The organism is Pseudomonas sp. NFACC37-1 (genome assembly GCF_900101575.1).
Classification (GTDB): Bacteria; Pseudomonadota; Gammaproteobacteria; order Pseudomonadales; family Pseudomonadaceae; genus Aquipseudomonas; species Aquipseudomonas fluorescens_AA.
Genome location: NZ_FMUZ01000012.1, coordinates 113,062 through 126,692, shown reverse-complemented (window position 1 = coordinate 126,692; position 13,631 = coordinate 113,062). Strand labels below are relative to the sequence as shown.

Below are 13,631 nucleotides of genomic sequence, written 5' to 3'. Positions count from 1 at the left end.
CATGGACTTGCCGAGCCTGCGGCCGGACCTGCAATTGTCCCCGGCGGCGCCGGACCCGGACGGTTCACCTCAGTGGACCTTGGCCGATCCGGTGCGCGGGCGCTATTTCAAGCTTGGCGCGGCGGCAATGCGCATGTTGCGGCACTGGTCCCTGGGCGATCCGGAACAGGTGCTGCAAGCCGCAAACCGCGAGCCGGGCCTGCCGCTCAATGGCGAGTCGCTGGAGCAACTGCTGGGTTTCCTGCGCGGCCATGACCTGATCAGCGCGATGGACCCACAACAGCGCGACAGCTACCTCTTCAAGACCGCCGCGCAGCGCCAGAGCCTGTGGCAGATCCTGCTGCATCAATACCTGTTTTTTCGCATACCGCTGTGGCGCCCGGACGCCTTTCTCAACCGGGCCTGGCCCTGGTTGGCGCGGTTCGGGCCCGGGATCCTGCGCTATGGCCTGCCGCTGACCCTGGGCCTCGGTATCTTCCTGGTGTCGCGGGACTGGCAGCGCTTCATCGCGACGTTTCCGCACCTGTTCAGCCTGGGCGGTGCGCTGGCCTTCGGGGCGGCGTTGCTCTTCGCCAAGCTGTGCCATGAGTTCGGTCATGCCTTCATGGCCAAGCGCGCCGGTTGTCGTGTGCAAAGCATGGGCGTGGCGTTCATGGTGCTGTTGCCGATGTTCTATACCGACGTCAGCGACGCCTGGCGGATCAACGATCGTCGCGCAAGGTTGCTGATCGGCGCCGGCGGAGTCCTGGCCGAATTGCTGCTGGCGTGCATCGCGCTGCTGGCCTGGTCGCTGCTGCCCGACGGGCCGGCGCGCACCGCGGCGTTCATGCTGGCCAGCGCCACCTGGATCACCACGCTGATCATCAACTTGAACCCTTTCATGCGTTTTGACGGGTATTTCCTGCTCAGTGATTTCTGGGCGGTGGATAACCTTCAGGGGCGTGCGTTCGCCTTGTGCCGGTGGCGCTTGCGCGAAGCCTTGTTCGGTTATGGCGCGGCGGCGCCGGAACCCTGGTCGCCGAAGATGCGCCGGCGTTTGCTGGTATGGGGATACGGCTCCTGGCTATGGCGGGCGTTGTTGTTTTTCGGGATTGCCCTGGCGGTCTATCACCTGTTCTTCAAGGTGCTGGGCATTTTTCTGATGATGGTGGAATTGGTGTGGTTCATTTTTATGCCCATCGTGAGTGAGTGGCGGCAATGGTGGAGTCGCCGTGAGCAAGCCCGCGGTGGGCGGATGCTCCTGAGCGGCCTGGTGTTGCTGGTGTTGCTGTTGGCGTTGCTGCTGCCCTGGCGCAGCGCGGTGGAAGTGCCGGCCATGCTCGAGGCCGGACGGGCCAGTGCCTTGCATGCGCCAGTGGCGGCACGGGTCAAGCAGGTGAATGTGCACGACGGCCAGACCGTGGCCCAGGGCGATGTATTGATTGAACTGGAATCGCCGGACATGGCCTCGCGCCTGGCCATCGTGCGTCGGGAAATCCAGATCCAGCAGTTGCAGATGCGCCGTCAGGCCGGGCGTAGCGAAACCGCGGCCGATGCCGGCATCATCGAACAGCAACTGGCCGAAGCGGTGGCCGAGTACCGGGGTCTGATGGCCCAGCGTGAACGGTTGTTGTTGCGTGCGCCCCATACCGGCCAGGTGCGCGACTTGTTGCCGCAACTGTCGGTAGGGCGCTGGCTGTCACCGACGCAGGTGCTGGCGCGGGTGGTGCAGACCGATTCGCGGTTGCGCGGGTACCTCACCGAAGCCGAGCTTTGGCGGGTCGGGCCGGGTGCCACGGGACGGTTCATCGCGGACGATCCGATGCACACGTCGATTGCCGTGCAGTTGAATGAAATCGACACCAACGGCGTGGCCTGGGTCGAACAACAAGCGTTGACGTCCGACCACCATGGGCCGATTGCGGTGCGCCGCGATTCGCAGCAACGGGCCGAGCCGGTGCAGGCTCAATACGGTGTACGCCTGAGTGCACTGGACGACGCGTCCGCTCCGGCGCAGCCGCTGCGTGGCGTGGCGGTGTTGCAGGGCAAGGGCGAGTCGGTGTTGGGAGCGGCCTGGCGACGGTTGGCGGCGTTGGGTGTCAGGGAAAGCGGGTTCTAGTCCTGGAGAGCGAGTATGGATTCAGTGGCGGCAGAGGGATTGGTGGTGCGTCCATCGCGGGTCAGCGATGGTCCGTTCCTGCAGGGCCTGTACCAGGCGGCGCGGCCGGACCTGCAATGGATCGACGGTGACCCCGAACAGGTGCAGCAGGTGATTGCCCAGCAGTTCCAGGTGCAGGAGCAGGGGTTGGGCGAGAACTTCCCCGACGCCATGCATTATGTGGTGGAAAAACTCGGCACCGCGATCGGTGCCTTGAGCACGGATTTCGGCCCCAATGAAATTCGCGTGCTGTACCTGGCGTTCATCCCCCAGGCGCGTGGGCAGGGCTATGGCCGGGCGGTGTTGCAAGGGGTGCAGAAAGCCGCGCAACAGATCCGTTGCCCGGTGGCGACCGTGGTCTGGGCCAGCAACCCCCATGCCCGCAGGCACTACTTGGCGCTGGGCTTCGAAGTGCAAGAGCGCAACCCGGCGGCGGAGCGGTTGGTCTGGTATCCGAAAGGCAACTGAGCGGTCTTTCAGAACACATCACATCCCCTGTGGGAGCGAGCAAGCCCGCTCCCACAATGGATTTGTTGTGGATTCAAGTTTTGGGCGATTAGTTAAACGCGATGTAGAAATATCCCAGCGCCGGATCCCGTCCCATGGGCGGTATCCGTGACACGAACACCCCCTCGATCTTGCCCAGTTCCGGCACCTCCAGCCCGCAGAGGCCGTCCACGAACGCGGTGCTCTCCAGGCTGTTGAACTCGACGCTGAAGGGCATGCGCTCGGTGCTCGGCATCTTCGCCCGAGGTGTTTCTTCAAGGGTTTCGAAGCGCACCGGCAGGCAACTGCCGTCGGGCAGGATCAGGCTGCCGGTCTGGCCCAGCAGCGGTTGGAAATGGCGGCTATGAACCTGTTGCAGCATGTCGACACTCCAAAAGGCCGGAGGACCGCAGCCCTCCGGCGGTTCATCAGTTACGGGACGGAAAGTAGCCTTGAAGGGCGATGCTGAAGTTGATGGCCAGGAAGGGGTTCATGACGGCCAATGGCATGCCGTTGCCCGCAGGGGAAATCGTGCCGCTGACGGTCGTGCTGACACCTTGCAGCGGTACTGGCGAAGCACCGATCTGGTCGGAATAGATCGCCGCCGAGCCTGGCCCGGTGCCCGAGGTGCCGATGAATGAGTTGGTGGCCGTGGGAGTGTTCACTGGATTGCTGGCCGGGTTCGCCAGTTGCAGGGTGGTCGAGGCGGTGACGCCCGAGAGGGTGTGGGTGTGGATGGGCAGGTTGTTCAGCGTCGGGGTGACGTTTTCGGTGCCGGAGATCTCGCCGATGACGCGCGGGGTCAGGCCCAGGCCGTTGCCTTGGCCCAAGGGCAGGCGACCTTGCAGGTTGGGTAGCATGAAGGTGGTCTGGCCATTGCCTCCGTACGTCACGCCGATCAAGGCGAACAAGGTCTGGTATTGAGAAAGGGAAAGCGTCTGCCCGTTGCACAGGGCCCAGTCCCTGGGGGCAAAGTTAAAGGCGAATGACTGGATAGTGCCGATGAATACTTCCATAGATTCCTCATCCTTCAGGTGATTGGGTTTTCGCAATGCCCGGCGCGTCAAAGGACAAGAGTGCGATCAGCCCGACTCCTTTACTCCCTGGCCTGGTCACGCACGGCTGAGCGTAGACCGGGATGTTTGATTTTGCCGAGCGAAGCGGGCGGAAAAAATCTCGCGAAACGGCTTAATCGATTCAGGTTCACGAGAGTTTCTACCGTCCATCTTTATTTTTAGCCTAGGCGAATCTGATATCAAAGTACTACTAGGCGAAGATTATTTCATCGGCTACGCTTGGCGGTACAAAAGGACTACAAAACAGGTGAAGGGATTGCCGCAGTTTCACTTTATTTCCGGCTTACCGCGCTCAGGCTCGACCCTGCTTTCTGCCATTTTGCTGCAGAACCCGCGCTTTCATGCCGGCATGACCAGTCCCGTCGGTTCGCTGTTCAGCACCGTCCTGCAGCAATGCAGCGCCGGCAGCGAGTTCGGTTCGGTGATCGACACCAACCTGCGCCGCCGCCTGTTGCGTGGTCTCTTCGATTCCTACTACGCCGACAAAGCCGATAAACCGGTCATCTTCGACACCAATCGCCAATGGTGTGCCCGCCTGCCTGCCCTGCAGGACCTGTTCCCCCAGGCCAAGACCATCGCTTGCGTGCGCAACGTCGCCTGGATCCTCGACAGCCTGGAGCGCCTTTATCGCGCCAATCCGTTCGAGAACACCAAGCTGTTCAATGACGATGACGAGCGCAACACCGTCTACAGCCGCTGCGAAACCCTGGCCCAGCGCAATCGCCTGGTGGGGCTTGCCTGGACGGCACTCAAAGAGGCCTATTACGGCGAGAACGCCGAGTCGCTGCTGATCGTTGACTACGACCTGCTGAGCCAGGCCCCGGAGCGGGTCATGCGCCTGGTGTACGAGTTCATCGGCGAGCCCTGGTTCGAACACGACTTCAATCACTTGACCTACGACGCACCGGCCTTCGACCAGGCCCTGGGTGTTGCCGGCCTGCACAAGGTCAAGCCCAAGGTCGCGCCGCAAGCCCGGCGCACCCTGTTGCCGCCGGATCTGTTTGAAAAGTATGCCGAGTTGTCGTTCTGGCGCGATGGGTCCGCAAGCGCCGCCAATGTCATTCGTATGAAAACCGACGCCGCTGTCAGCTGACAGCGGTTTTTTTCATTTGCGTTCAAGAAGTTCGAGTCCAGGTGATCGTCATGTGGTGGAGCAAAGGCAAATCGCGGGTAACCGAGGGCGCACAGGCCCTGGCATCGCCAATGATCATGTCCCTGGAGCCGCGAATGCTGTTCGACGGCGCGGTGGCGGCAACCGTGGCCGACGCCGCGCAACCGGACGCGCAACCCACTGCCGAGGCGGCCAAGACGCCCACGGCGGACCAACCTGCCGACAGTCATGCACCCCAAGGCCAGGTCGATGCTACCCAGGCTGCCGTTCCCGGCAAGAGCGTGGTGTTCGTCGATTCCCGGGTCAAGGATTCCGCCAACCTGCTCGAAGGCGTGGCGCCCGGGACCCAGGTGGTGCAACTGGATGCCACCAAGGACGGCCTGCAACAGATCGCCGATTACCTGGACACCCACGAGGGCGTCAGCTCGGTGCAGATCATCGCCCACGGCAACGCCGGTGATTTGTGGCTGGGCAACAGCTACCTGTCGGCGGACAACGTCCAGGCCCGCAGCGAAGTGCTGGCGCAGATCGGCCAGGACATGAACGCCGGCGGCGATATCCTGATCTACGGCTGCTATACCGCCGAAGGCGAGCGTGGCCTGAGCCTGGTGGATTCATTGGCACAGTTGACCGGCCGTGACGTGGCCGCGTCGAACGACCGCACGGGCCTGGGCGGTGACTGGGACCTGGAAATCGCCACCGGCAACATAGAAAGCGCCAACGTGCTCTCGGCCAATGCCATGAGCGAGTACCAATGGGGCCTGGCCACCTGGACCGCCACCAACAATGCCAATTCCGGCGTGGGCTCCCTGCGCGCCGCCCTGGCTTCCGCCCAGAACGGCGATATCGTCACCTTCAACAGCAGCATGACGGTCGCCTTGACCCAGGTGCTGGTGGTGAACAAGAACGTCACGATCGACGGTGACCTCAACAACGACAACGTCGCCGATGTCACCCTGGACGGGCAGTTCCGCACCCAGGTGATCAACGTGACGGCCGGCACCACGGCCACCCTCGATGGCTTGGTGATTACCCGCGGCGTTGTGTCGGGCAACGGCAGTAACGGTGGTGACGATGCGCTGGTGGCCAAGGGCGGCGGGATCAACAACGCGGGTACCTTGACCCTGCGTAATGTCACGGTCACGGCTAACGCGGCGGCGGGCGGTGGTGGCGGTGGTGGTGTGACGCCGGAATACGCAGGTGGTGGTGGCGGCGGCGGTGGCGCGCTCGGTGGCGGGATCGGCGGGCGTGGCGGCGATACGCTCAACTCCTCAGGCTCCAACGGCTCGGCCAACCAGGGCGGTGCCGGTGGCGGCTTCTTCAACATCGGTGGCCGTGGCGGCTCCGCGACCGGCGGTGCCGGCGGCGCTGTCTATGCCGGCTACAGCACCGGTTCCTCCGGTGGCACGGCCAGCAGCGGCGGCTTGTCCATCGGCGGCGGCGGTGGTGGCGACGGCTATAACGACATCGGTGGTGCCGGTGGTGGCGCGGTTGGTGGTATCTACAACGACACGGGCGCAACCCTGCGGATCATTGGTAACTCGGTCATCTCCAACAACATCGGGGCGGGCGGTGGTGGCGGTGGCGGCGGTGCCGGCGGTGGCTACACCCAGGCGGGCGGCGCCGGTGGGGTGGGTGTCGGTGCTATCTGGAACAAGGGTTCGATCCTGATTACCGCGGCCAACTTCGCGGCCCTGTCCGGCAACGTTGGCGGCAGCGGCACTGGTGGAACGAGTGCCGGCACGGCAGGTGTCTCGCCGAGCTCGGTGGCCAACGTCTATGGCGATGGTGGCACCATCAATACCAACTATGTGCCGGACGAAACGCCGCCCACCGCGACCGTCGTCGTAGCCAACACCAACCTGAATTCTGGCGGCACGTCGCAGGTAACCATTACCTTCTCCGAGGCAGTCACGGGACTGACCGCGGCGGACCTGACCGTGCAGAACGGCACCATCGGCACGCTGACCAGCGGCGACGGCGGCGTCACCTGGACCGGTACGTTGACGGCGGCAAGCAACATCGCCGATACCACCAACATCATCACCTTGAACAACACCGGTGTGGCGGACCTGGCCGGTAACGCCGGGGTGGGCACCACCGATTCGAACAATTACGTGGTCAACGACACCGTGGCACCGACGGCGTCCATCGTGGTATCTGACACGGCCCTCAGGAGCGGTGAAACCTCGCTGGTGACCATCACCTTCTCCGAGGCGGTCAGCGGATTGACCACGGCCGACCTGACGGTGGCCAATGGCACCCTCAGCGGCCTGAGCAGCAGTGACGGCGGTATCACCTGGACAGCAACCCTGACACCCGACGCCGCTGTCACCGACACCAGCAATCTGGTGGTGCTGAACAATACCGGTGTCGCAGACCTGAGTGGCAATGCCGGTGTCGGCACCACCAACTCCAACAACTACGCTATCGACACCCTGCGCCCGACGGCCACTATCGTGGTCGCCGACACGGCGCTGAGCGCCGGTGAAACGTCCTTGGTGACCATTACCTTCAACGAGGCGGTGAGCGGTTTCACCGTCGCAGACCTGACGGTGGCCAACGGTATCGTTACCGGGCTGAGCACCAGCGATGGTGGTATCACCTGGACCGCAACCCTGACACCCGACGCCGCTATCACCGACACCACCAATCTGGTGGTGCTGAACAACAGCGGCGTTGCCGACCTGTCCGGCAACGTCGGTACCGGCACCACCGACTCGAACAACTACGCCATCGACACCCTGCGCCCGACCGCGACGATCGTGGTGGCCGACAACGCCCTGAACATCGGCGAAACCTCCCAGGTGACGATTACCTTCAGCGAGGCGGTGACGGGTTTCACCCTGGCCGACCTGACCGTTGCCAACGGCTCTCTGAGCGGACTAAGCAGCAGCGACGGTGGCATCACCTGGACCGCGACGCTCACCCCAAGCGCCAGTGCCACGGATGCCACCAACCTGATTGTCCTGGCCAATACTGGCGTACTGGACGCGGCCGGCAACGCTGGCACCGGTACCACCAGCTCCAACAACTATGCCGTCGACACCGCGCGCCCGACCGCGACTATCGTCGTCGCCGATAACGCCTTGAGGGTCGGCGAAACGTCCCTGGTGACCATCACCTTCAACGAGGCGGTGACCGGCTTCACCACCGCCGACCTGACGGTCGCCAACGGCACCCTGACCGGGCTGAGCACCAGCGACGGCGGTATCACCTGGACCGCGACACTGACCCCGAGCGCCAGCACCAGCGACGCCAGCAACCTGATCACCCTGGATAACACCGGCGTGGCGGACGCCGCCGGCAACGCCGGCAGCGGTACCACCGACTCCAACAACTATGCCATCGACACGGCGCGCCCCACCGCCACCATCGTCGTCGCCGATACGGCCGTCGCCCTGGGCGAAACCTCGGTGGTGACCATCACCTTCAACGAGGCGGTGACCGGCTTCACCCTGGCTGACCTGACGGTCGCCAACGGTAGCCTGAGCGGGCTGAGCACCAGCGACAACATTACCTACACCGCGACCTTTACCCCGAGCGTTGGCACCAGCGATGCCTCCAACCTGATCACGCTGAACAACACGGGCGTCGTGGATGGGGCGGGCAACGCTGGCAGCGGTACCACCGATTCCAACAATTACGTCGTCGACACGCTGCGTCCGACCGCGACCATCGTGGTGGCCGATACCGCATTGAGCGTCGGCGAAACCTCACTGGTGACCATAACGTTCTCCGAGGCGGTCAGTGGTTTCGACAATTCGGACCTGAGCGTGGCCAATGGCACCCTGAGCGCGGTCAGCAGCAGCGATGGCGGCATCACCTGGACTGCCACGTTCACCCCGGCCCTCGGAGTCAGCGACACCTCCAACGTCATCACCCTGAACAACACCGGCGTCAGCGATGCCGCAGGCAATACCGGCACCGGCACGACCAACTCCAACAACTACCAGGTCGACACCAACGTACCGACGGCGACTATCGTGATTGCCGATACCAGCTTGAGCATCGGCGAGACTTCAGTGGTTACCGTGACCTTCAACTCGGCGGTCAGTGGGTTCGACAATGCGGACCTGACCGTCAGCAACGGTACCCTGAGCACCATGAGCAGCACCGACGGCGGCGTCACCTGGACGGCCACGTTTACGCCGAGTGCGAGCATTTCCGATACCAGCAACGTGATCACCCTGGACAACACCGGCTTGATCAACGGCGCGGGCAATGCGGGCGTCGGCACCACCGATTCCAACAACTACGCGGTCGACACCGTGCGCCCCACCGCGACCATCGTCGTGGCCGACCCAACCGTCGCCATTGGCGAAACCTCGCTGGTGACCATTACCTTCAGCGAGGCCGTGACAAGCTTCACCCTGGCTGACCTGACCGTGAGCAATGGTTCCCTGAGCGGGCTGAGCACCAGCGACAACATTACCTTCACCGCGACCTTCACCCCGAGTGCGGGAGTCAGCGACAGTACCAACCTGATCAGCCTCAACAGTGGTTCGATCGCCGATGTGGCGGGCAACATCAACACCAGCGCTGCGGATTCGAACAACTACGCTGTCGATACCCTGCGTCCGACTGCGACCATCGTAATGGCCGATAGCAACCTCAGCGTCGGCGAAACCTCACTGGTGACCATCACCTTCAGCGAGGCGGTCAGTGGTTTCGACAACTCGGACCTGAGCGTGGCCAACGGCACCCTGAGCGCCGTGAGCAGCAGCGATGGCGGTATCACCTGGACGGCGATCTTCACCCCGGCCAGCGGCACTCGGGATGCCACCAACCTGATTGTCCTGAACAACAGCGGCGTGAGCGACGCGGCCGGCAACGCCGGTACCGGCACCAGCAACTCCGCCAACTACACCGTCGATACCCAGGTGCCGACGGCGACCATCGTGGTGGTCGATACGTCCCTGAGCATCGGTGAAACCAGCCAGGTGACCATCACCTTCAACGAAGCGGTGAGCGGTTTCGACAACAGCGATCTGACCGTCAGCAACGGCACGCTGAGCAACGTGTCGTCCTCCGACGGCGGCGTCACGTGGACGGCCACGTTCACACCGAGTGCGAGCATTGCCGATACCAGCAACCTGATCACCCTGGACAATACCGGTGTCGTCAACGTCTCAGGCAACGCTGGCGTCGGCACCACCGATTCGAACAACTACGCGATTGACACCGTGCGCCCAACGGCGACCATCGTCGTCGCCGACACCGCCATCGCCGCGGGCGAGACTTCCCTGGTGACCATCACCTTCAGCGAGGCCGTGACGGGCTTCACCACTGCCGACCTGACCGTCGCCAACGGGACCCTCAGCGGGTTGAGCAGCAATGACGGCGGCATTACCTGGACCGCAACTTTTACGCCTGCCGCTGGCATCACCGACACCAGCAACCTCATCACCCTCGCCAATGGCGGCGTCGCCGATCTGGCGGGCAACGTCGGCAGCGGCACCACCGATTCGAACAACTACAGCGTCGACAGCCAGCGTCCGACCGCCACCATCGTGCTGAGCGATTCGGTGTTGAAACCAGGTGAAACCGCCCAGGTGACCATCACCTTCAGCGAAGCGGTAACCGGCTTCAGCAACGCTGACCTGAGTGTGGCCAACGGCACCCTGAGCGCCGTCAGCAGCAGCGACGGCGGCCTGACCTGGACCGCGACCTTCACGCCAACCCTGGGCGTGACCGACGCCACCAACCTGATCAGCCTGGACAACACCGGCGTGAGCGATGCGGCCGGCAACACCGGGGCCGGTACCACCGACTCAGCCAACTATGCGGTCGAGACGCAGGTACCGACTGCCACGATCGTGGTGGCTGACAGTGCCCTGCAAATAGGGGAAACCTCGCAGGTCACCATAACCTTCTCGGAAGCGGTCAGCGGCTTCGACAATGCCGACCTGAGTGTGAGCAACGGCACGTTGAGCAACGTCTCGTCCTCCGATGGCGGCGTGACCTGGACTGCGACGTTCACCCCGAGCGCGAGCATTACCGACACCAGTAACCTGATCACCCTGGACACCAGCGGCGTGGTCAACGCCTCGGGCAACAGCGGTGTCGGCGTGGTGAACTCCAATAACTACGCGATCGACACGGTTCGTCCTGGCGCGACCATCTCCCTGGGCGATACCACCCTGGGCATCGGCCAGAGCACCACCGTGACCATCACCTTCACCGAGGCGGTGTCCGGTTTCGACTTGTCGGACCTGAGCGTGGCCAATGGCGTGCTGTCCAACCTCGCCAGCAGCGACGGCGGCCTGACCTGGACGGCGACCCTGACGCCCGCCGCGGGCGTCAGCGATGCCACCAACCTGATCCTGCTGGACACCGGCAACGTACAGGACCTCGCCGGCAACGTCGGAGCAGGCATTGCGATCTCCAGCAACTACGCGCTCGATGCCACCCGGCCGACAGCGACCATCGTGGTGGCCGATCCGAACCTGACCGTGGGCGAGACGACCCAGGTCACCATCACCTTCAGCGAGGCGGTGAGCAATTTCGATCTGTCGGACCTCAGCGTCACCAACGGCGAGCTGACCAACCTGACCAGCAGCGACGGCGGCAGGACTTGGACCGCGACGTTCACGCCCACGGTGAACCTCACTGACCCGAGCAATTTCATCGCCCTGGATACCAGCAACGTCAGCGACCTGAGCGGCAACACCGGGGCCAGCGTGGCGGTGTCCAACAACTATGCGATCGACACCGTGGTGCCCAACGATGTGAAGCCGCCACCGGAGTTCCTGACGTCCGACCCGGTCACGGTTACCCCGCCGGCCGAGGTGCCGCTGCAACCGATCGTCTTTACCCCGCCGACCGGCAACCTCGCTTCGCCGCTGGGCTTCCCGCCGCTGTTCGAGCAGCGGGACGTGGGCGCTGGCCTCAAGCCGATAGGGGATATTTTCATCAACCGGGGCCAACTGGCGCCGAGCTATATCGCCCAGGTGTTCAGCAACGATGCCTCTGGCGATGGTTCTGGCCAGGGGTTCCTGGGCTTTGGTGGGGGCGATGGCGGGGTGTTCGGCAGCAGCACGCTTTCGACCCTGTTCACCCAGGACTCCGCTTCCGAGGGCGATTCGATGGATGCCTTCGGCAGCCAGTCGATGCAGGGTGGCGATGTCTCCCAGGGGCTGCGCGGGACGTTCGGCGCGCCGACCTTGGGTCAGCAACTGCAACAGCTCAAGGACACTGAACAACGTCAGGTCGACAGCCTGGCAACGGCGTTACGACAGGTCGGCATCAGCCAGGCGCAGGCCTGAATTCTAAAAAATATTGGGGCAGCCAGGGGCAATCCAGGGAATGAATAGAAGTCAGAAGTTATTCGGTATGAGTTTGCTGGCGCTGGTGGTGAGTGGATGCGCGGTCACCAGCGATCCGATCGAGCGTAGCGTCAGCGAACAGCGCGCTCGAACTGACCTGCAGAATATGTACAAGGATCAGGAGCCGCTGAGCGGCCCACTGACCCTGCACCAGGCCATGGCCCGGGCGGTGAAGTACAACCTCGAAGGTCGTTTGAAGATCATGGAGGAGGCCCTGGCCAAGCGTCAGCTGGACCTGGCCAGTTTCGACATGCTGCCACGCATGGCCCTGGATGCCGGGTATGTGGGCCGCAACAACGTCAATGCCTCCAGCAGCCAGAGCGTGGAAACCGGTACCCAGTCCCTGGAACCGTCGACCTCCCAGGACCGCGACCGCGAAGTGGCGGACCTGACCATGGTCTGGAACGTGCTCGATTTCGGCGTGAGCTACATCAGTGCCAAGCAGGCCGGGGACCAGCGCCTGATCGTGCAGGAACGTCGGCGCAAGGTGATCAACACCATCGTCCAGGACGTGCGTTCGGCCTACTGGCGCGCCATGGCCGCCGAGCGCCTGCTCAAGCAGATCGACAGCCTGATGGCCCGGGTCGACGCGGCGCGGGGCAACAGCCAGAGCATGAGCGAACAGCGCATCGGCGACCCGGTGCAGGCCCTGGGTTACCAGCGTTCGCTGATCCAGGCCACCCGCCAGCTTGAAGAACAGCGCCGGGCGTTGTCCCTGGCCAAGACCGAACTGGCGACCCTGATCAACTTGCCCCTGGGCACCGAGCTGACCCTGGCGACCCAGGATGAATACACCATCCCGGAACTCAAGGTCGACCTGGCCCGTCTCGAACAGGAAGCCCTGGCCAGCCGCCCGGAACTGCGCGAGCAGGATTACCAGACCCGCATCACCGCCGCCGAAACCCGCAAGGCCATGTTGCGTCTGTTGCCGGGCCTGGAGTTTTCCGCCGGCGGGCATTACGACAGCAACTCGTTCCTGGTGGAGCAGGGCTGGGCTGACTACGGTGTGAAAGTCACCTGGAACCTGTTCAACGTGATCTCCGCCCCGGCGGCCATCGACGTGGCCAAGGCCGGTGAAGAAGTTGCGTCGGCGCGGCGCCAGGCGATGTCGATTGCCGTGCTGGCGCAGCTGTACGTGGCTAATGCCAACTATCGCGAAGCCCTGCGCCAGTTCAAGACCAGCCAGCAACTGTCGGACATCGACGGGCAGATCGTTGGCCAGTTGCGCAGCCGTCACCAGGCCGCGGGCATTGGCGAGCTGGACTTGATCCAGGGCGAACTGAACACCCTGCAGGCTGATCTGCGCCGGGACCTGGCCTATGCCGACCTGCGCAACGCCTACGGTCAGATCTTCGCCAGCGCCGGCCTCGATCCAATGCCGAACGAAGTGCAATCGACCGCAGTGCAATCGATCGCGACGGCGCTGGCGAACCGCGAAGCGGCCTGGGCCCAAGGGAACATCAACGTGCCAATGGCCGCTGTGCCCCAGTAAC

Annotated in this window: 7 protein-coding genes; 5 read left to right on the top strand and 2 right to left on the bottom strand. The window is 63.7% G+C overall.

Annotated elements, in window-relative coordinates; translation table 11 throughout:
- Nucleotide 1: 1 nt before the first annotated feature.
- Nucleotides 2-2,098, top strand: a complete 2,097-nt coding sequence (locus BLP82_RS15290; RefSeq protein WP_092169370.1) for a site-2 protease family protein — start codon at nt 2-4, stop codon at nt 2,096-2,098.
- Nucleotides 2,099-2,113: 15 nt separating this feature from the next.
- Nucleotides 2,114-2,605, top strand: a complete 492-nt coding sequence (locus BLP82_RS15285; RefSeq protein WP_092169367.1) for a GNAT family N-acetyltransferase — start codon at nt 2,114-2,116, stop codon at nt 2,603-2,605.
- An 88-nt stretch (nt 2,606-2,693) separates the two neighbouring features.
- Here the strand turns inward: BLP82_RS15285 and BLP82_RS15280 are convergent, their stop codons facing one another.
- Together BLP82_RS15280 and BLP82_RS15275 are read right to left on the bottom strand one after the other, a co-directional pair.
- Complete coding sequence (locus BLP82_RS15280) at nt 2,694-3,005, bottom strand: DUF6916 family protein (RefSeq protein WP_060739727.1); 312 nt, start codon at nt 3,003-3,005, stop codon at nt 2,694-2,696.
- 46 nt (nt 3,006-3,051) lie between these two features.
- The gene (locus BLP82_RS15275; RefSeq protein WP_092169364.1) at nt 3,052-3,639 is read right to left on the bottom strand and encodes a phage tail protein; all 588 of its coding nucleotides are present in this window, start codon (nt 3,637-3,639) and stop codon (nt 3,052-3,054) included.
- A gap of 307 nt (nt 3,640-3,946) precedes the next feature.
- On the opposite strand from BLP82_RS15275, the gene BLP82_RS15270 reads away from it, so the two are divergent.
- The 3 genes from BLP82_RS15270 to BLP82_RS15260 are packed head-to-tail and all read left to right on the top strand — an operon-like array spanning nt 3,947 to nt 13,630.
- The gene (locus BLP82_RS15270; protein ID WP_092169361.1) at nt 3,947-4,792 is read left to right on the top strand and encodes a sulfotransferase family protein; all 846 of its coding nucleotides are present in this window, start codon (nt 3,947-3,949) and stop codon (nt 4,790-4,792) included.
- Nucleotides 4,793-4,842: 50 nt separating this feature from the next.
- Complete coding sequence (locus BLP82_RS15265; RefSeq protein WP_092169358.1) at nt 4,843-12,078, top strand: Ig-like domain-containing protein; 7,236 nt, start codon at nt 4,843-4,845, stop codon at nt 12,076-12,078.
- A gap of 40 nt (nt 12,079-12,118) precedes the next feature.
- On the top strand, nt 12,119-13,630 hold the full coding sequence (locus BLP82_RS15260) for a TolC family protein (protein ID WP_092169355.1): 1,512 nt from the start codon (nt 12,119-12,121) through the stop codon (nt 13,628-13,630).
- Nucleotide 13,631 lies beyond the last annotated feature (1 nt).